19 protein-coding genes and 2 tRNA genes are annotated in these 18,751 nt (G+C 58.2%); 13 read left to right on the top strand and 8 right to left on the bottom strand.

The annotated features are described in order from the left end of the window. Nucleotides 1-96 precede the first annotated feature (96 nt). Nucleotides 97-1,500 carry a DNA recombination protein RmuC gene (gene rmuC, locus RAE19_RS01780; RefSeq protein ID WP_313873303.1) on the top strand — a complete coding sequence of 468 codons (1,404 nt, stop codon included), beginning with the start codon at nucleotides 97-99 and terminating at the stop codon, nucleotides 1,498-1,500. After that, a complete protein-coding gene (locus RAE19_RS01775) occupies nucleotides 1,497-2,735 on the top strand; it encodes an MFS transporter (RefSeq protein ID WP_313873302.1) in 1,239 nt (412 codons plus the stop codon). Before rmuC ends, RAE19_RS01775 begins: the two co-directional genes overlap by 4 nt. Here the strand turns inward: RAE19_RS01775 and RAE19_RS01770 are convergent. The 3 genes from RAE19_RS01770 to earP form a co-directional block, all read right to left on the bottom strand. Next, nucleotides 2,717-3,586 carry a TIGR00730 family Rossman fold protein gene (locus RAE19_RS01770; protein ID WP_313873301.1) on the bottom strand — a complete coding sequence of 290 codons (870 nt, stop codon included), beginning with the start codon at nucleotides 3,584-3,586 and terminating at the stop codon, nucleotides 2,717-2,719. The two genes, RAE19_RS01775 and RAE19_RS01770, sit on opposite strands and share 19 nt — an antisense overlap. A 138-nt stretch (nucleotides 3,587-3,724) precedes the next feature. Continuing rightward, complete coding sequence (efp, locus tag RAE19_RS01765) at nucleotides 3,725-4,279, bottom strand: elongation factor P (protein ID WP_296507542.1); 555 nt, start codon at nucleotides 4,277-4,279, stop codon at nucleotides 3,725-3,727. Between the two features lie 106 nt (nucleotides 4,280-4,385). Then, nucleotides 4,386-5,585, bottom strand: coding sequence for an elongation factor P maturation arginine rhamnosyltransferase EarP (gene earP, locus RAE19_RS01760; RefSeq protein WP_313873300.1), 1,200 nt, complete (start codon nucleotides 5,583-5,585; stop codon nucleotides 4,386-4,388). Between the two features lie 48 nt (nucleotides 5,586-5,633). On the opposite strand from earP, the gene uvrC reads away from it, so the two are divergent. The 6 genes from uvrC to RAE19_RS01730 all read left to right on the top strand — a co-directional run bounded on the left by uvrC (nucleotide 5,634) and on the right by RAE19_RS01730 (nucleotide 10,903). Further along, nucleotides 5,634-7,604: an excinuclease ABC subunit UvrC gene (gene uvrC / locus RAE19_RS01755; protein WP_313873299.1), complete on the top strand. Its 1,971-nt coding sequence runs from the start codon at nucleotides 5,634-5,636 to the stop codon at nucleotides 7,602-7,604. 19 nt (nucleotides 7,605-7,623) lie between these two features. Continuing rightward, the gene (pgsA, locus tag RAE19_RS01750) at nucleotides 7,624-8,199 is read left to right on the top strand and encodes a CDP-diacylglycerol--glycerol-3-phosphate 3-phosphatidyltransferase (protein ID WP_313873298.1); all 576 of its coding nucleotides are present in this window, start codon (nucleotides 7,624-7,626) and stop codon (nucleotides 8,197-8,199) included. Nucleotides 8,200-8,438: 239 nt separating this feature from the next. After that, a complete protein-coding gene (locus RAE19_RS01745; protein ID WP_142810653.1) occupies nucleotides 8,439-8,711 on the top strand; it encodes an HU family DNA-binding protein in 273 nt (90 codons plus the stop codon). Between the two features lie 16 nt (nucleotides 8,712-8,727). Continuing rightward, nucleotides 8,728-8,803 (top strand) — tRNA-Val (locus RAE19_RS01740). A 64-nt stretch (nucleotides 8,804-8,867) separates the two neighbouring features. Beyond that, nucleotides 8,868-10,766 carry a peptidylprolyl isomerase gene (locus tag RAE19_RS01735; RefSeq protein WP_313873297.1) on the top strand — a complete coding sequence of 633 codons (1,899 nt, stop codon included), beginning with the start codon at nucleotides 8,868-8,870 and terminating at the stop codon, nucleotides 10,764-10,766. Between the two features lie 61 nt (nucleotides 10,767-10,827). After that, nucleotides 10,828-10,903 (top strand) — tRNA-His (locus RAE19_RS01730). A 73-nt stretch (nucleotides 10,904-10,976) separates the two neighbouring features. On the opposite strand, the gene RAE19_RS01725 is transcribed toward RAE19_RS01730, so the two are convergent. Further along, nucleotides 10,977-11,954 (bottom strand): NADPH:quinone oxidoreductase family protein, encoded by a 978-nt coding sequence (locus RAE19_RS01725; protein ID WP_313873296.1) that lies wholly within the window; start codon nucleotides 11,952-11,954, stop codon nucleotides 10,977-10,979. Nucleotides 11,955-12,078: 124 nt separating this feature from the next. Between RAE19_RS01725 and surE the strand changes: the two genes are divergently transcribed. From surE to rlmD, 4 genes are all read left to right on the top strand, one after another. Beyond that, nucleotides 12,079-12,849, top strand: coding sequence for a 5'/3'-nucleotidase SurE (surE, locus tag RAE19_RS01720; protein ID WP_313873295.1), 771 nt, complete (start codon nucleotides 12,079-12,081; stop codon nucleotides 12,847-12,849). After that, a complete protein-coding gene (locus RAE19_RS01715) occupies nucleotides 12,846-13,667 on the top strand; it encodes a protein-L-isoaspartate(D-aspartate) O-methyltransferase (protein WP_313873294.1) in 822 nt (273 codons plus the stop codon). The genes surE and RAE19_RS01715 overlap by 4 nt, the downstream gene beginning before the upstream one ends. Before the next feature lie 14 nt (nucleotides 13,668-13,681). Next, a complete protein-coding gene (locus tag RAE19_RS01710; RefSeq protein WP_313873293.1) occupies nucleotides 13,682-14,605 on the top strand; it encodes a peptidoglycan DD-metalloendopeptidase family protein in 924 nt (307 codons plus the stop codon). A gap of 92 nt (nucleotides 14,606-14,697) precedes the next feature. Then, nucleotides 14,698-16,167 (top strand): 23S rRNA (uracil(1939)-C(5))-methyltransferase RlmD, encoded by a 1,470-nt coding sequence (gene rlmD / locus RAE19_RS01705; protein ID WP_313873292.1) that lies wholly within the window; start codon nucleotides 14,698-14,700, stop codon nucleotides 16,165-16,167. A gap of 17 nt (nucleotides 16,168-16,184) precedes the next feature. On the opposite strand, the gene RAE19_RS01700 is transcribed toward rlmD, so the two are convergent. Both RAE19_RS01700 and RAE19_RS01695 read right to left on the bottom strand, forming a co-directional pair. After that, nucleotides 16,185-16,559 (bottom strand): hypothetical protein, encoded by a 375-nt coding sequence (locus RAE19_RS01700; protein ID WP_313873291.1) that lies wholly within the window; start codon nucleotides 16,557-16,559, stop codon nucleotides 16,185-16,187. 118 nt (nucleotides 16,560-16,677) lie between these two features. Further along, nucleotides 16,678-17,373, bottom strand: a complete 696-nt coding sequence (locus RAE19_RS01695) for a Bax inhibitor-1/YccA family protein (protein ID WP_313873290.1) — start codon at nucleotides 17,371-17,373, stop codon at nucleotides 16,678-16,680. A 209-nt stretch (nucleotides 17,374-17,582) separates the two neighbouring features. On the opposite strand from RAE19_RS01695, the gene RAE19_RS01690 reads away from it, so the two are divergent. Next, complete coding sequence (locus tag RAE19_RS01690) at nucleotides 17,583-17,990, top strand: GlcG/HbpS family heme-binding protein (RefSeq protein ID WP_313873289.1); 408 nt, start codon at nucleotides 17,583-17,585, stop codon at nucleotides 17,988-17,990. 76 nt (nucleotides 17,991-18,066) lie between these two features. Here the strand turns inward: RAE19_RS01690 and hemP are convergent, their stop codons facing one another. Both hemP and RAE19_RS01680 read right to left on the bottom strand, forming a co-directional pair. Further along, the gene (gene hemP, locus RAE19_RS01685; RefSeq protein ID WP_313873288.1) at nucleotides 18,067-18,288 is read right to left on the bottom strand and encodes a hemin uptake protein HemP; all 222 of its coding nucleotides are present in this window, start codon (nucleotides 18,286-18,288) and stop codon (nucleotides 18,067-18,069) included. 24 nt (nucleotides 18,289-18,312) lie between these two features. Then, a complete protein-coding gene (locus RAE19_RS01680; protein ID WP_313873287.1) occupies nucleotides 18,313-18,735 on the bottom strand; it encodes an ExbD/TolR family protein in 423 nt (140 codons plus the stop codon). Nucleotides 18,736-18,751: the final 16 nt, after the last annotated feature.

Genomic DNA, 18,751 nt, shown 5'->3' with positions numbered 1-18,751 from the left:
CAGGTCTTGTGTTTATATTTGCTATTGAATTCATAGCTACCTGCGTATATTTAATGAGCGCTAGCGGCCTAAATGATGCATAACTAGAAGGAATCTATGACGGAGTGGATGGTCGTGGCGGGAGTGGCTTTGGGGCTGTTGCAACTGGTACTGCTGGTTGTGCTTTTGCGCAGTCGCACGGCCAACGATCCGCAGGCCCGAGCCCAAGAGCTGGCGCAACTGGAGGCCCAGCGCCAGGAGCTGTTGGCCCGCTTGCAAAGCAGCAGCGAGCGCGTGGAGCGCGAGCTGCGCCGCGAGGTGCAAGAGAGCGCGCGCAGTGGTCGCCAAGAGCTGGCGCAAAACCTGGCCATGTTTCAAAAGAGCCTGGTGCAGCAAGCCGCCGAAGCCACCCGCACCCAGAACACGCAGATCGACGCCTTCGGCCAGCAACTCGCGTTGTTGCAAAAGACCCTGTCTGACACCCTGGCCAACCAGCTCAGTGCCCTGAGTGAATCCAACGCACGCCGCATGGCGGAAGTGCGCCAAACCCTGGAAGCCCAATTGGCCCAGCTACAAACCACCAACTCTGCCAAGCTCGACGAGATGCGCGCCACGGTGGACGAAAAGCTGCAAACCACCTTGCAAGCCCGCTTGGGCGAAAGCTTCAAGCAAGTGGCGGAGCGCTTGGAGCAGGTGCACAAAGGGTTGGGCGAAATGCAGTCGCTCGCCCAAGGCGTGGGTGACTTGAAGCACCTGCTCACCAATGTCAAAACCCGCGGCATGTTCGGCGAGGCCCAGTTGGCATCGCTCTTGGAGCAGGTGTTTGTGCCCGACCAATACGCTACGCAGGTGGCCACCCGCCCAGGCAGCAAAAACGTGGTCGATTTCGCCATCAAGCTGCCCGGCAAATCGGAGAACGGTGAGCCGCTGTGGCTGCCGATTGACGCCAAGTTCCCCAACGAGGACTACGAGCGCTTGCTCGACGCGCAGGGCAGGGCGGATGCTGCCGCTGCCGAGGCGGCGGGCAAGGCGCTGGAGATGCGCATCCGGCTGGAGGCCAAGTCGATTTCCGAGAAGTATGTGGAGCCCCCGCACACCACCGACTTCGCCATTCTGTTTTTACCGACTGAAGGTCTGTACGCCGAAGTACTGCGCCGCCCTGGTCTGATGGATGTCTTACAGCGCGAACACCGCGTCACCCTGGCCGGGCCCACTACCTTGCTAGCCATGCTCAGCTCTTTACAAATGGGCTTTCGGACGCTGGCTTTGGAAAAGCGCTCCAGCGAGGTGTGGCAGGTGCTGGGTGCTGTCAAAACCGAGTTCAGCAAGTTCGGCGATGTGCTGGCCAAGGTCAAGTCGCAAACCGAGACCGTGCTCAAAACCCTGGACAGCGCCGAAGTGCGCAGCCGCGCCATGGGGCGAGCACTCAAAAAAGTGGAGGCCTTGCCGGACACCCAGGCGCAAGCCCTGTTGCCCATAGACCGCGATCTGGACCGGGATGCTGACGGTGCCGGTCTATGAGCGGCCTTCACCCTTCCGCGCCATCCGCAGCTGACCCACAGCAGGGACCTAGGGCGCTGCTGCGCTTGATCAGCGGACACGTCTGCCTGCATGCCAGTATGGCCGGGATGCGACTGGCTGCGCCCTTGTGGGCCCTGCAGCACGGATATGGCCCCTTAGCGGTGGGTTTTTTGCTGGCCCTGTTCTCTTTGTCACAGGTGTTTTTGGCCTTGCCGGCGGGGCGCTTTGCAGACCGCCATGGTCTGCGCAAGCCAGTATCCCGGGCAGTGGTGGCCGCCACGATAGGTGCCAGCGCGGCGGTGGCTTTTCCTCATTTCGTCGTGCTGTGTTTTGCCGCCCTGATGATGGGCGGCGCCACCGGCGCGGCTTCGATTGCTCTACAACGCCATGTCGGGCGTGCGGCGGCGGATGCGACTGATTTGCGCCGTGTGTTCAGTTGGTTGTCCATCGGCCCGGCGATCTCCAACTTTTTGGGGCCTGTGTGTGCGGGTTTGCTGATTGACTATGCGGGTGTCTGGCTGGGCGGCAGTGCAGCAGACCGCAACGGCTTTGTGGCGGCATTTGCACTCACTGCCTTGTTGCCCTCGTTAGCGTGGCTGTGCGTGCGCTCTACCCGTGAGCTGGAACCCATCGTGCACGCGGGAGGAGTCGCACCCAGCGCGTGGCCGCTGCTCAAAGAGCCGATCATGCGCCGGCTGCTGTTGGTGAATTGGTTGCTCTCCAGCTGCTGGGATGTGCATACCTTTGTGGTGCCGGTGCTCGGCCATGAACGGGGCTACAGTGCCTCTGTGATCGGCACGATTCTGGGGGCCTTTGCGGTGGCGGCTGCGGTGGTGCGGGTCTTCTTGCCCATGTTGGCGGCCCGTCTGCGCGAGTGGGCCGTGGTTACCGCGGCCATGGTGGTGACCGCTGTGCTGTTTGCGGTCTACCCTTTGATGCCCAGCGCTTGGGCGATGGGCGTGTGCTCGGTATTGCTGGGGCTGGCGCTGGGCACGGTGCAACCCATGATCATGAGCATGCTTCACCAGATCACGCCCCATGCCTTGCACGGGCAGGCAATTGCCTTGCGGCTGATGACCATCAACCTCTCCAGTGTGCTCATGCCCATGCTCTTTGGCACGGCAGGCGTAGTAGTCGGGGTGTCGGTGGTGTTCTGGACCGTGGGTGCCTTGGTGGGGCTGGGTTCACACGCAGCGTGGGGGCTGCGTGTGGGGCCTCACACCGGAAGTCCGTAAAAGTTACGGATCACGTCCCAGGCGTCTTGCGGGTCGTCGGTGTAGTGGAGCAGATTCAGGTCTTCGGGCGAGATGGCACCTTCTTCCACCAGCACATCCATGTTGATCAGGCGCTTCCAGTAGTCGGTGCCGAATAGGATGATGGGGACCGGCTTGGCCTTTTTGGTCTGCACCAGGGTGATGACTTCAAACAGCTCGTCCAGGGTGCCGAAGCCGCCAGGAAAAGCGACCAGCGCTTTGGCCCGCATCATGAAGTGCATTTTGCGGGTGGCAAAGTAGTGAAACTTGAAGCTCAAGGACGGCGTCACGTAGGGGTTGGCACGTTGCTCATGCGGCAGGGTGATGTTCAGACCGGGGGTGAGTGCACCCATTTCGTGGGCGCCGCGGTTCGCCGCCTCCATGATGCCGGGGCCACCGCCGGTGCAAATGAACAAGCGCTGGTCTTTGGGTTTGCGGGCGCTGTGTCCGGCTACCAAGCGGGCAAACAAACGTGCGTTGTCGTAGTGCTTGGCGTTGCGCAAGTGGCGCTTGGCCACCGCGATTTGTTGGGCATCCCCTGACAATTCGGCGGCTTGAGCAAACGCCTCGGCATCTTCGGGTGACGGGAAGCGCGCGCTACCAAAGACCACCACGGTGTTGTCCACGCCCTGTGCGGCCTGGTCCAGGTCGGGCTTGAGCATCTCGAGCTGGATGCGGATGCCACGGGTCTCGCGGCGTAGCAGGAATTCGGGATCGGCGAAGGCCAGGCGGTAGGCGTCTTGGTCGAGGGCACCACCTTGGTCGGAGTGGTTTTGCAGGTCCGCCCAGGCGTTGGCGATACGGCTTTCGTTGAGGTTTTGCGTGTTTTCCATGGCTTCATTGTGCGGCAGTTTCGTGGCACTCTGAAGGCAAGAGACGTGCCGTTTTTTGCGACTTATTCGTAGGCATAAAAAAAGCTCCCGAAGGAGCTTTTTTTGAGCAGGCCCGGTAAGGCCAGTGCACCGCGTGGATTAAACGCGCTTACGGTATTCGCCGGTGCGGGTGTCGATTTCGACCTTATCGTTTTGAGCCACAAAAATTGGCACGCCGATTTCGAAGCCGGTAGCAATCTTGGCGGGCTTGAGCACCTTGCCGGAGGTGTCGCCCTTGACTGCAGGTTCAGTCCAGGTAATTTCGCGCACCACGCTGGTGGGCAATTCGACAGAAATAGCCTTGCCTTCGTAGAACACCACTTCAGCGGTCATGCCGTCTTCGAGGTAGTTCAGGGCATCGCCCATGTTTTCCGATTCCACTTCGTACTGGTTGTAGTCAGCGTCCATCCAGACATACAGGGGATCAGCGAAGTAGGAGTAGGTGCAATCCTTCTTGTCCAAGATGATCTGGTCCATCTTGTCGTCGGCCTTGAACACGACTTCGGTACCGAAGTTAGCGATCAGGCTCTTGAGCTTCATGCGCACGGTGGCAGAGTTGCGGCCGCCGCGGCTGTATTCGGTCTTCAGGACGACCATGGGGTCTTTGCCGTGCATGATCACGTTGCCGGCGCGGATTTCTTGTGCGATTTTCATAGGGTTGCTTGAGCGAGTGTCACTAAGTGCGACTGTAGGCCGCAGTCTGCGGCGGGGCATGAATCGCCCCAAAACTCGGGCGGCAAATTCAGCAAAGCTTCGTATTTTATCGCTTTTTCTCCACGAAATTGACCAGCGCTGTGACCAGGTCCTCTTGAGCCGCCAGCTGAATGCACCAGCGGTGCGCTGCTATGCGAGATTCTTCGGCGTGCAGCAGCGCCCAGTCTATGGGGGTGCCTTCGGCACCGCTTGGCAAGGGGAGGCCATTCCAAGCGGCAAAGAGCGTCCGCAAGCCGGCGGGGACTTGCAGGCAGTCCAGAAAGGCGTTGAGCTTGTAGAGGTGTGCCCCGTCGTCTTGGGGGTAGATGTGCCACAGGAAAGGCTTGCCCGCCCATAGTGCGCGCACCAGCGAGTCTTCTCCCCGAACCAGGTTGACATCGCAGCTGCGCAGCAGATCGTCAAACTCGGCCTGCGTCAGCGCGGGAAGGTGGTGGAGACGCAGTTTGCTTTCACCTTCAGGGACACCAGAAGCCTCTATAGCAGTGCTCCATGCCGCTTGTACGGCCCGCGCAGCCCGGCCTGGGGTAACCAACAGCAGCGTCTGCTCGGGGCCGCGCATCCAATGTGCAAGTGCAGCGCCCAAGCCCTCGGGCTCGTAGCAAAACAGGCTGATCAGCCGCTCGCCTTGCCAAGCCACTCCATGGCTGCGCAGCCAGTCGGAGCGCTTTGTGTGGTCCCATTGCGCTGCGGTTGCCAGCAGCTTGGATTCCCGCAGCAAGCCGCCCGTGCCTGCGGTAAAGCCGGGGTAGTAAAAATGTTTGGTCCGACCTTTGGCGGGACCCTGCATCACCGGCGAGGGTAGGGCGTGACAACGCTCTACATAACCCTCTGCAGACAGGTATTCGAGGTTGATCCACACCGGGGTTTTGATGCCTTCTGAGGCGCTTGCGCTCATGTGGCTTGCATGCAATGCTATGAATTCAGGAGCGATATCGCATCCGAATCCCTCAATCCACACGCTTGCGGCAGGCAGTTGTGCGACAAAGGTTGCGTCTTGGGACTGTGTCCAGTCCAGTACTTGAACGCCTGGCCATAGGCCCTCACGCGCACCGGGAGCCATCCAGGTTAACGGGCTGCTATCGTCCGCCCACAAACGGACGTGGTGGCCCCGGCTCGCGAGGTCTGCGCACAAGCGCCAGCACACGCCGATGTCGCCGAAGTTATCGATCACTCGGCAGAACACATCCCATTGCCATGGTGGTGCGGGGTCGTGGTGGGAGGTCGGTGTAGAGGTGACTAGGGACATGCGCCCGATTGTGCACAAGGGGCGCCACTGGGCGGACAATAGCGCCCCATGAGTGATACCCATCCTGAAGAGCTACTGCGTGAAGTGGCAGCGTTGCCGTCTTTGCCCGGCGTCTATCGTTATTTTGATGCGGATGGCCAGGTCTTGTATGTCGGCAAAGCCATCAACCTAAAGAAGCGGGTGAGCAGCTATTTTCAGAAGAACCATGGCGGCACCCGTATCGGGCACATGGTCAGCAAGATTGTGCGCATGGAGACCACGGTGGTCCGTTCCGAAGCGGAAGCGCTGCTGCTGGAAAACAACCTCATCAAAACCCTGAACCCCAAGTACAACATTCTGTTCAGGGATGACAAGAGCTACCCCTATTTGAAGATGACGGGTACGCCTCCCGTGCCCAAAAAACTGGCTCCAGCCGAGCCCCCGGTGGCAGCACGGGCCCCGCAACCGGTGGAATTTGCGCGGGTCTCGTATTACCGGGGGGCGGTCGAGAAAAAGCATCGTTACTTTGGCCCGTACCCCAGCGCGTGGGCGGTCAAAGAGGCCATTCTGTTGATGCAAAAGGTGTTCCGCTTGCGCACCTGTGAAGACTCGATATTTGCCAACCGCACCCGCCCTTGTTTGCTGTACCAGATCAAGCGCTGCTCAGGACCTTGTGTCGGCCATATTCAGCCGCTGGACTACGCGCAGGATGTGGCAAATGCCGAGCGCTTTCTGAAGGGGGAGGCGCAAGACGTCATGCGGGGGCTGGAGACCCGCATGATGGCGCACTCGGACAAGCTGGAGTTTGAGAAAGCCGCCGAGTTGCGCAATCAAGTCGCTGCGCTCTCCAATGTTTTGCATCAGCAATCGGTCGACAACGTGTCAGACCGGGATGTGGACATCTTGGCCGTCAAGGTGCAGGGCGGCAAAGCCTGTGTGAATCTGGCGATGGTGCGGGGTGGGCGTCATTTGGGCGACCGACCGTATTTCCCGGTGCATGTGGAAGATGCCTCGGTCATGGATGTGACGGACGAGGGGGCGAGCGCGCCGCCCGTCGAAGTGCAAGTGTTGGAGGCCTTTATCGCCCAGCACTATTTACAAGTACCCATGCCTTCGGTGCTCGTGGTGAGTGAGCCGGTGAGCAAAGCGCTCATGCAGGCATTGGCAGAGCAAACCGGTGTTAAGGCTGCGGCAGTGCACCAACCCCGCGAGCAGCGCCGGGCTTGGTTGGAAATGGCCCAAACCAATGCAGCACTTCAATTGGCGCGCTTGCTATCTGAAGAGGGCTCGCAGCAGGCTCGCACACGCGCCTTGGCGGATGCTTTGGATCTCGCGATGGACAACTTGGATGATCTGCGGATCGAGTGTTTCGATATTTCACACACGGCAGGGGAGGCTACACAGGCTTCGTGCGTGGTGTTTCAGCAGCACAAGATGCAGAACGCTGAGTACCGGCGATTCAACATCGATGGCATCACCGGTGGCGATGATTACGCAGCGATGCGTCAGGTGCTCACCCGGCGTTACAGCAAGATTGCAGAGGCGGTGCGTGAAGCCAAGCACATCGGAACCACTTTGGCCAGCAACGCCCGGTTGCCGGACCTCGTGTTGGTGGACGGCGGCAAGGGGCAGGTGTCCATGGCGAGGGAGGTCTTCGAGAGCCTGGGCCTGGATTTGTCGCTGATCGTCGGTGTCGAGAAAGGTGAGGGCCGCAAAGTAGGTCTTGAGGAATTGGTGTTTGCCGATGGCAGAGACAAGGTGTACCTTGGTGCTGACTCGGCTGCCCTGATGTTGGTTGCTCAAATCCGCGACGAAGCCCACCGCTTCGCTATTACGGGAATGCGGGCAGCCCGCGCCAAGGTGCGAACGGGTGGCAGCAAGTTGGAGGAAATACCCGGCATAGGCCCCAAGCGGCGGGCGCGCTTGTTGCAGCGTTTCGGTGGGGTTCGCGGCGTGGAGCAGGCCAGTGCGCAAGACATTGCATCGGTCGAAGGTATATCGCGTGAATTGGCGGAGGAAATCTACCGGGCGCTGCATTGAGCCGTGCCACAATCCCGACATGTTTACCACCATCCCCACCATCATGACCTGGGCGCGGATCTTCGCGATTCCCCTCATTGTGGGCGTGTTCTACCTGCCAGGTAGCATGGCCAGCGATTACGAAAAAAACCTGGCTGCAACGGTAATGTTTGTGCTGTTCGCCTTGACCGATTGGCTCGATGGCTATCTGGCTCGCAAGCTGAACCAGGCCTCTTCATTTGGGGCCTTTCTGGATCCGGTAGCCGACAAGTTTTTAGTGTGTGCATGTGTGCTCGTGCTGGTGCACTTACAGCGTGCGGATGTTTTTGTCGCATTGATCATCATCGGGCGGGAGATCGCGATTTCTGCCCTGCGTGAGTGGATGGCGCAAATCGGAGCAAGCAAGAGCGTGGCTGTCCACATGATCGGCAAACTCAAGACGGTGGTCCAGATGGTGGCGATCCCCTTTCTGCTTTTTAACGGCATGTTGTTCGGCGTGATTGATACCCACCTGTGGGGCGTTTGGTTGATGTGGGGGGCGGCCGTCTTGACTGTGTGGTCCATGGTGTACTACTTGCAAAAGGCAATCCCTGAGATCCGGGCCCGTGCCTCGTAATCGCTGCGGATGCGGTTTGCGCATCTTGCTTTCGGGTCGCTGACAAAAGCTCACAATAAAAAACTTGTGCGTTGATGAGAAGGGCCCGGAATTCAGTCTAGAATTCGCCTCCGCGCTGATCGAAATCAGTCGCAGAAAAGCGTGATTTGCGGTGCCCGGTTAAGCCGAAGCGCCCTGAGGCGAATCACCAGAAATTTGAAGAGACATTGTCTAACTCCGTTTCCGATTAAGGGGCCCTTGTGAACAAAACAGAATTGATCGAGCACATTGCCAAGCACGCAGATATTTCGAAGGCTGCTGCTACACGCGCTTTGGAGTCCACCATCGGTGCCGTGAAGACGACCTTGAAAAAAGGCGGTACAGTGTCGCTCGTAGGTTTTGGTACATTTGCAGTTGGCAAGCGCGCTGCGCGCACTGGTCGCAATCCCCGCACTGGCGATGCGATTAAAATCAAGGCAGCAAAAGTTCCAAAATTCCGTCCAGGTAAAGCATTGAAAGATGCCCTGAACTGAAAATCGGTTTCCGGGAGGGTGATTAGCTCAGTTGGTAGAGCGTCTGCCTTACACGCAGAATGTCGGCGGTTCGAGCCCGTCATCACCCACCACCCCTACCCAGCAAAGGCGAACAGTTTGTTCGCCTTTTTTGTTGTTCAAATGGAGAGTTAGCGCATGTTCGATTTTGTTCGCAAGCACACCAAGGTGTTGATGTTCTTGATGTTCTTGCTACTCATTCCCGCCTTTGTGTTGGTGGGGGTTGATGGTTACAAAAGCATGGCAGATCAGGGCGCAACGGTAGCGACCGTTGGCAAAGCAAAGATTACCCAAGAAGAATGGGACTTTGCCCACAAAAACGAAGTCGACAGACTGCGCACCTCCGTACCCAATTTGGATCCCAAGCTCCTGGATTCCCCCCAAGCACGTTACGCGACACTTGAACGTTTGGTACGTGACAAGGTGATGGCCGAGGCTGTTCAAGCGTCGCACCTCACCATGAGCAATGCCCGCCTGGCGCGAGAGTTGCAGCAAAACCCGACGATTGCAGGTCTCCGCAAACCCGACGGTACCGTGGACATGGAGCGTTACCGGCAATTGGCGGCAAGCCAAGGGCTGACGCCAGAAGGCTTTGAAGCGCGTGTGCGCCGCGATCTCTCGTTGATGCAGGTGGAGTCGGCCATTTCGTCTACCGCTTTTTCACCGAAAGCATTGGCGGACATTGCGCTCAACGCTTTTTTTGAGCGCCGCGAAATTCAAGTAACCCGCTTCGGGCCGGCAGATTTTGTTGCGAAGGTAAATCCTTCTGAGGCTGATATTGAAGCCTACTTTCAAGCGAACACTGCGCAGTTTCAGTCCACTGAAACCGCCAACATTGAATATGTGCTGCTTGATATTGAAGCGCTGAAGAAATCGGTTGTGGTGAGCGACGCTGATTTGAAGTCTTACTTCGATCAAAACGCAAGCCGTTTCAGTGCCCAGGAAGAGCGACGTGCGAGCCATATTTTGATCAATGCGCCGAAGGACATGCCTGCGGCTGAGCGTACCAAGGCTCAAGAACGCGCCGCTGCGCTGCTCGCCCAAGTTCGCAAAGCACCCGAGACCTTTGCAGAGGTCGCCAAAAAGAATTCGCAAGATGCCGGATCTGCTGTCCGCGGTGGCGATTTGGACTACTTCGGTCGTGGCGCCATGGTGAAGCCTTTTGAAGATGCAGCTTTCTCCCTGAAAAAGGGTGACATCAGCGATCTGGTGGAGTCTGATTTTGGCTTCCACATCATCAAATTGGCGGACATCAAGAGCGCCAAACAGCCGTCTTTTGACGAGGTCAAAGCCAGTCTAGAGCCAGAGCTGCGGGCGCAACTGGCGCAACGGAAATTTGCTGAAGCGGCTGAATCATTTACCAATGGTGTTTACGAGCAATCGGACAGCTTGGCGCCTGTCGCCGATCGTCTGAAGCTCGTAGTGAAGACAGCGGACGGTGTTCAGCGTGCGGTGCAGCCGGGTGCTACTGGTCCTCTCGCCAACAGCCGCTTTTTAGAGGCTATTTTTAGCGCTGACTCGCTGGAGAACAAGCGCAATACGGAAGCCCTTGAACTTGGCGCCAATCAGTTGGTATCTGCACGGATCCTCTCTTACAGCCCTGCGCGTGCCCTGTCGTTGGCAGAAGTCAAGCCTCTGGTGCGGGATCGTTTGATCGCTAGCCGGGCGCTGGAGCAGGCGAAAAAAGAAGGGGCCGAGAAATTAGCCTCGGTGCAAAAAGACCCGTCAAGTGTCAGCTTCGCTGCCGCAGTGACGATGTCACGTGATGCGAGCCAAGGCTTGCAAGGCGCAATAGTAGACGCTGCTCTGCGTGCCAGTCCTGCCAAGCTCCCCGCATTCGTGGGCGTTGACTTGGGGACACAGGGCTACGCCATTGTGCGAGTCAACAAGGTTCTGCAGCGCACTGCAGTGGAAGAGGCAAAATCCAAGCAGGAACAAGCGCAATACGCCCAATGGGTGGCTGCAGCTGAGAGCGCCGCTTACTATGAAGGCTTGAAGCAGCGTTTCAAAGTGCAGATGAAGGTACCTGCACCTTGAGACCCAAAACCGGCTTGAATTGAAAAAGAGCCGGAAATTCGGGTTATAATTTATTTCTATGGTGGCTGTAGCTCAGTTGGTAGAGTCCAGGATTGTGATTCCTGTTGTCGTGGGTTCGAGCCCCATCAGCCACCCCAGTTTGAAAAACCCGCTAACGCAAGTTAGCGGGTTTTTGTTTTTGTAGGTTTGAAAAGTGGCGACCGGCTGATTTCAACTATTCACCAGGACCACTTTGCCCATTACTTTGCGTGAACCCATATGCGCGTAAGCGGCTTTGGCTTCGCCCATCGGCAGGGTGCGGTCAATCACTGGCTTGATTTTTCCCTGCATGTACCAGCCGACAAGTTCTTGCATCATTTTGGCATTGGCACCCGGCTCTTTCTTGGCAAAGTCGCCCCAGAAGACGCCTACGATAGAAGCGCCTTTCAGGAGCGCCAAGTTGAAGGGAAGCGCCGGAATAGGGCCTGCGGCAAAACCCACGACCAAGTAGCGACCGCGCCATGCGATGGAGCGGAATGCCGGTTCTGCAAGATCCTCACCCACAGGATCGTAGATCACATCAGGTCCGCGTCCTTGCGTCAGTGCCTTCAGGGCATCGCGCAGGTTCTCGGTGCTGTAGTTGATCGTGGCATCGGCGCCGATACGGGTACAAAGTTCGCATTTTTCTGCGCTCGAGCCAGCGGCAATCACTTTGGCCCCCGCGGCTTTGGCAATCTGGATGGCCGCAGTGCCCACGCCGCCAGCGGCGCCCAAAATCAAGACCGTTTCACCTGCCTTCAGTTGCCCACGGTCTAGCAATGCATGGTGTGAAGTCGCATAGGTCATGATGAATGCTGCGGCATCCACCATCGGGAACCCTAAGGGAAGCGGCATACACATGGCAGCGGGTGCGATCGTGTGTGTCGCAAAACCGCCGGTACCACTGAGGCATGCGACTGCTTGGCCCACTTTCAAATGGGTGACGCCTTCACCGACTGCAACCACGATTCCGGCGTACTCTGAACCTGGCACGAAGGGCAGTGCGGGCTTCATTTGGTACTTGTTTTGAACAATCAGCAGGTCTGGAAAGTTCAAGCTTGCAGCGTGAATCTCCAACAGGACCTCTCCGGCCCTGGGCTCAGGGGTTGGTAGTTCCTTCCAATTCAAGGCGTCAACGCCTGTGGGGTCTTCGCATAGCCAGGCATGCATGGTGTTTCTCCAAAGATAATTCCTCAAATCATAGAACCCGTGCGCGGAGTGTCTGCGCCCGATTGTCCCGACGGCGACCGGCTGCAGTACTGCCCCCTACAATGCCTCCACACTATTTCTTGCTATGAAAATTCTCATTTCCAACGACGACGGTTATCAAGCCCCCGGTATCGTGGCGCTTTACGAAGCGCTCAAAGATGTTGCTGAAGTGGAGGTCATTGCTCCTGAGCAAAATAACAGCGCTAAATCCAATGCACTGACGCTGCATTCGCCCTTGTATGTGCACCAGGCCGCGAACGGTTTTCGCTACGTGAATGGCACACCTGCAGATTGTGTGCACATCGCGCTCACCGGTTTGCTGGATTACCGCCCAGATTTGGTGGTGTCGGGTATCAACAACGGTGCCAATATGGGGGATGACACCATCTACTCTGGCACTGTCGGAGCCGCGATGGAAGGCTTTTTGTTCGGCATTCCAGCGATTGCGTTTTCCCAAGTGGAGCGGGACTGGGTTCACTTGCAATCTGCCGCGCAAAAAGCCCGTGAGATGGTGCTTGCAATGCAGCAGCAGCAAATGATCACCACAGCGCCATGGCTGCTCAATGTGAACATTCCCAATTTGCCTTTTGAGATGATCGGCGCTGCCAAGCTGTGTCGCCTGGGTAAGCGACACGCTGCCGAGAAAGTGATCAAGCAGCAGAGCCCCCGAGGGGAAACCATGTTCTGGATCGGTGCCGCGGGTCCGGTGAAGGACGATGCTGATGGCACTGATTTCCATGCCACGGCTCAAGGCCATGTTGCCGTGACTCCGCTCAAAGTCGATCTCACAGACCATGACAATCTGGGCTATTGGGCTCAGTCGATGAACCGTTTGACCTCATCACCCAAGATATGAAGGAGCGGCCCTCCTTTCCGGCGCGGCTCGACACCACCCTTGCGAAAAACCGGCCGCATCCGTCAGGTACGGTAATGCCACTGGCGCCGCGGGGCCAAGCCGGCCCCTTAACAGGTGCTGCTAAAACGGTGGCTCCCAAAAGTGGAGTCTCCAGCGTACCTGTCCCCCAAGGTTTGGGGATGGATTCGCTGGCGGTGCGGCAACGCATGGTGCAAAAGCTGGCCGGGCAGGGTGTTACAGACCCCTTGGTCTTGTCTGCCATGGGTTCGATTGAGCGACACCGGTTTGTGGACAGTGGCTTAGTGAACCAGGCCTACGAAGACACCAGCCTGCCCATCGGGCTGGGGCAGACCATTTCCAAGCCGGGAGTGGTGTCTCGCATGATCGAGCTGTTGCGTAATGGTGCCACCGGGCCCATGGGCCGCGTACTGGAAATCGGCACCGGTTGCGGCTACCAGGCCGCAGTGCTGAGCCGTGTGGCCACAGAGGTCTACAGCATTGAGCGCTTGAAGGGTTTGCACGACAAAGCCCGAGACAATTTGAGGCCTCTGCGCTTGCCCAATGTGCATTTACTGTTCGGGGATGGCATGGCGGGTTATCCCAAGGGGGGGCCTTATGCCGGGATTATTTCGGCCGCCGGAGGCGATGCTTTGCCGCAAGCGTGGATTGATCAATTAGCGGTGGGTGGGCGCTTGGTCGCTCCCGTGGTACACGCCGGAGGACAGGCCCTCCTGGTCGTTGACAAAACAGCCCAGGGCCTGCGCCAGAGCATTCTGGAGGCGGTGCATTTTGTACCCCTAAAATCGGGTGTTGCCTGAAGGGAAAAATCAATATGGTTGGTATGCGTAGTTTGTGGTTTTGCGTTGCGGGTGCCGCGCTACTGGTGGTGGCGGGTTGTGGCTCCAAGCCCATTACCCGAGCGCCTGTCGAGGATCGCTCCAGCCAAGCGCCACAACAAACGGTGAACACCGACCCACGCACCCAAGCGGTCAAGCAGCCTCCCGGTTTTGAGAATGCAGGCAAGCCGGGCTACTACACCGTCAAGCCTGGCGATACGCTGATTCGTATTGGCTTGGAAAACGGCCAAAGTCATAAAGACATCGCACGTTGGAACGCGCTGGACAACCCCAACAAGATTGAAGTGGGCCAAGTACTGCGGATCGTTCAGCCGGTAGCGGTGGCGGAAGCTGCAGGTACCAAGCCGGTGGCAAGCAGTAGTAGCACCGTGACGGCTCTGCCACCCGCTAGCGGGCAGTCTTCGGCGGCGAGTGCGCCGGCCAGAGCGGCCTCCGCCGTCACCGCAGCAGCGAGTGCACCGGCCAAGGCAGCATCTGCTCCTGCCAGTGCGCCTGCGGTTGCGGCGGTTACCCCCGTTGCCACGAGCGACGATGCAGTCGCTTGGATGTGGCCGGGCAATGGCACGGTGTTAGCCGGCTTTGATGAAGTCAAAAACAAAGGCTTGGACATCGGCGGGAATGCCGGAGACCCTGTCTTGGCAGCGGGTGAGGGGAAAGTCGTGTACGCCGGTGCCGGATTGCGCGGCTATGGCAACCTGATCATCCTCAAGCACAACAACACCTTCTTGACGGCCTATGCCCATAACCAGACCTTGCTGGTGAAGGAAGACCAGACGGTGAAGAAGGGTCAAAAGATCGCCGAAATGGGCAGCACCGATGCAGATCGCGTCAAGTTGCATTTCGAGGTTCGCCGCCAAGGCAAACCGGTGGATCCAATGAAATACCTCCCCGCTCGTTAGGCTGCTGAGGCTTTTTTATCGCCTTCGCAGTCCGAGGAGAGATCGACGCGGAGTTTTGGGCGAGGTGTGGTCTGACCTGAGACAATTCAGGGATGACTGACGAACACAACAACGACACAGCGGCCACGCCGCAGCTGCCTGATGGCTGGCTGGCAGTGAAATCTCTAGACCTCGAAGCCCAAGGGGTCGCCCACCGGCCTGACGGCAAAGTGGTGTTTATTGAAGGTGCTCTCCCCTTTGAAGTGGTGAGTGCGCAGATGCACCGCAGCAAGGCCAGTTTCGAAAAGGGCACTCTGACCGAGATCCACATCGAGTCTTCCCAGCGGGTACAGCCTGCGTGCCCGCACTTTGGTCTGCATGAAGGCGCCTGTGGCGGCTGCAAGATGCAGCACTTGCACGTGGGCGCCCAAGTGGCCGTGAAGCAACGTGTACTGGAAGACAACCTGCATCACATCGGCAAACTCAAGCCGGACAATGTGGTGCGGCCGATCGAGGGGCCCTCGTGGGGCTACCGATACCGTGGTCGTTTGTCCGTGCGATTTGTTCGGAAAAAGGGTGCGGTGCTGATCGGCTTCCATGAGCGCAAGAGCCGCTATGTGGCGGATATGAAGGTCTGTCACGTGCTGGCTCCTAGGGTTAGCGCGATGCTGATGCCTCTGCGTCAGTTGATTGAGTCCATGGACGCCGTGGAAACCATTCCGCAACTTGAGCTCGCCATGGGCGACATCAGCGACCAACAAGACAATCAGGCTGGCGTTATTGCGTTAGTCCTGCGCCATATGGAGCCCCTGTCGGAGGCTGACAAAGGCCGCCTGCGGGCCTTTGCAGCGACCCAAGCGGGTTTGCAATGGTGGTTGCAGCCCAAAGGCCCTGAAACCATTCACCGCCTTGACGAGTTGCCGGGCCATGAGACCGGAGAGTTGGCCTACAGCCTGCCCGACTTTGGCATCACCATGCCGTTCCGCCCGACCGATTTCACGCAGGTCAACCCGCACATCAACCGGGTGCTGGTCTCAAGGGCGCTGGGTCTTTTGCAGGTGGAGAAGACTGAGCGCGTGATTGATTGGTTCTGCGGCTTGGGCAATTTCACTTTGCCACTGGCTACCCAAGCGCGCGAAGTGTTGGGTATTGAAGGGGCTGAAGCCCTGGTGGCCCGTTCGCGTGAAAACCTGGTCTTTAATTCCAAGCGAAAAGCGGCTGCATCGCCCGCAGAATCTCCGCTAGCAGCTACTGAATTTGTAGCGCGCAACCTGTTTGAAATGACGCCTGAGCTGTTGATTGCGGATGGCTCTGCCGACAAGTGGCTGATTGACCCACCGCGTGAGGGTGCCTATGCACTGGTGCAAGCCTTGGCAGCGCTGTGCCAGCAGCCCGAGCTGCGCAAGGGCTGGACACCGCCCAAGCGCATTGTGTATGTGAGCTGCGCGCCTGCCACTTTGGCCCGGGACGCCGGAGTGCTGGTCAATGAGGCCGGCTACACCTGCTCTAAGGCTGGCGTGGTGAACATGTTCCCCCAAACGGCGCACGTGGAGAGCATTGCCGTGTTCGAGCGGAACGACTGAGCCCTTGGCGCTAAGCACTAACCTTTGGGTTTGGCCTTGGATTTAGCTTTGGGATCTTCCTCTTCCTCCGTGATCACGGCCTCTGCAGGTTGCGGTGGCGGCGGAGGTGGAGGAGGTTTCAAGCCTTGGGGCGCAACCCCTTCAATTTTGTTTTCGCGCATGTAGAGATCCATCTCTTTCCAGCCGTTGAAAATGGCGGACTTGGATGCTTTCTCGTTGAGCGAATAGCAGTCTTCAATACTGCGCAGCCCGTGCCGGCAAGCGCTGCCGATGGCTTTGGCCTCCGCCTCGCGTTGGGCGATCTTCGGGTCGGCCATTGCTGCCTGAATCGATTGCAGATCGCAACCTGAGAGCAGCAAGGGGAGTAGCAACAGAAGAGGGCGTAGTGTCATAGGGCGGATGGAGTGCTACTGGTGTTATCGGCATTCCGGTGTTGATATTGACAACAAAAAAGGCCCCTCGGGGCCTTTTTTGTTGTGCGCGTGCTGCCATTTGCGGCAGCTACCCCGCTTAGTCGCGTTCGCCGCCGAAAATGCCCAACAGAGCGAGCAGGTTCTGGAACACGTTCACGATGTTCAGGTACAGGCTCAGGGTCGCGGTGATGTAGTTGGTTTCGCCACCGTCCACGATGCGTTTCACGTCATACAGCATCCAGAAGCTGAAGATGCCGATGGCAGCCATGGACAAGGCCATCATGCCGGCAGTAGAGCCCACGAAAGCGTTTACCAAGCCGCCCACGATCAACACGATAGTGCCTACAAACAACCATTTACCCATACCACTCAGGTCGCGCTTGATCACGGTGGCCAAGCTGGCCATGGCGAAGAACACACCTGCGGTGCCGGCAAATGCGGTCATGATGAGCTGAGGGCCATTGCTAAAGCCCAGGGTGCGCTGGATCAGGGGAGACATCATCAGCCCCATGAAGAAAGTAAAGCCCAGCAGCACAGGGACGCCAGCGGCAGAATTCTTGGTCTTTTCAATCGCGAAAATGAAGCCGAAAGCGATGGCCATGAACAGCACGAAGCCAAGGATGCCGCTGAAAATAGGGCCCAAGTTCATCGCCACGCCCACCCAAGCGCCCACCACGGTGGGAACCATGCTCAGTGAGAGCAGCCAATATGTGTTGCGCAGCACCTTGTTGCGTTGCGCGGTTGATGCGCCATAGCCCAGGCTTTGGCCAAAGGTAGTAGTGCGATCGGTCATGGTGTAACTCCAGTTGTTGACTGCTTGAGTCGCGCACATGCACGGTTACAGCAAGCAGTGCGAACATTCTAGGCCTTCATGCTGCCACCCCCACGGTTTGTATGCTTATTCTTGTCATTTCGGGTACAGGTGATCTGCATGCGAGCGGGGTAAAAAGACTCCGCGTTTGGTTATGCTCAGGGTTTTCACCCTTATCACCTGCACACCTTATGAAAACCAAAGCCGTTCTCGAATTTGCCGACGTCACCGCCATCGCCGCCGCCGCTCAGGCTGAAGCTGCGAAAAACAGCTGGGCCGTGAGTATTGCCATCGTGGACGACGGCGGTCATTTGTTGTCATTCCAGCGCTTGGATGGCGCGGCCCCCATCTCCTCCCACATTGCCCCCGGAAAGGCCCGCACAGCCGCTTTGGGACGCCGCGAGAGCAAAGTGTATGAAGACATGATCAACGGCGGCCGCGTGTCCTTTTTGAGCGCGCCCAACCTCGATGCCCTGCTCGAAGGCGGCGTGCCGATCATGAAGGACGGCCAATGCCTGGGTGCGGTGGGTGTGAGCGGCGTGAAGTCGAACGAAGACGCCCAGATCGCCAAGGCGGGTATCGCTGCTATTGGTCTGTAAGCCCACCGATTGCTATTAAAAAAATAGCGGGTGGTGCACGTTCTATGTGCGCCACCCGCTTTTTTATGGTCAACTGCTATTTGGTCAGGATCAGTTTGCCTGCCTTCGTAGTTTGCAGGCGATAGCGCTGGCCGTTGTATTCAATGTCCACACTCTGGCGCTCGCCGAGGAGCGTGCTCGCCTTGACAACCCGGTTGCCAGCGCTATCGATCGGCTTGGAAGCGTTGCGCCGCGTCGCAGACCCCAGCGGGCTGGGCTTGGGGGCAAGGGTGCCGGGGAGTGATTGATGGGATTCCATACGTTAAGTTGATACGCGCCGCGCTCATCGTGTCGGCTCGGAGATGAACCCGATTTTGCGCAGCCCCGCCTGTTGAGCGGACGCCATGGCTTGCGCCACGAATTCATAGCGCACGGCTTTGTCCCCGCGGATATGCAATTCCGGCTGCGGATCCTTGGCGGCCTCGGCTTGCAGTACCCCGCTCAGGGCATCGCTGGCAACTAACGATTGGTTCAGAAAATAAGCGCCTTGCGCGTCCACACTGAGCTGCAGTGTTTCAGGCTTGACTTGCTCCGGCTGGCTCGTGGCCGTTGGCAGCTCTACATTGACAGCGTGTTTCATCACCGGCACGGTAATGATGAAGATGATGAGCAGCACCAACATCACATCGACCAGCGGTGTCATGTTGATCTCGTTCATGACCTCGGCGTCGCTGTCGGAGCCAGCGTCTTGCATTCCAAATGACATGGGGTCTCCTCCGGCG

The sequence above is a fragment of the Rhodoferax potami genome, from assembly GCF_032193805.1.
GTDB lineage: Bacteria > Pseudomonadota > Gammaproteobacteria > Burkholderiales > Burkholderiaceae_C > Allorhodoferax > Allorhodoferax potami_A.
The sequence above is the reverse complement of the archived record's forward strand: the minus strand, read 5'-3'. Positions and strand labels throughout refer to the sequence as shown.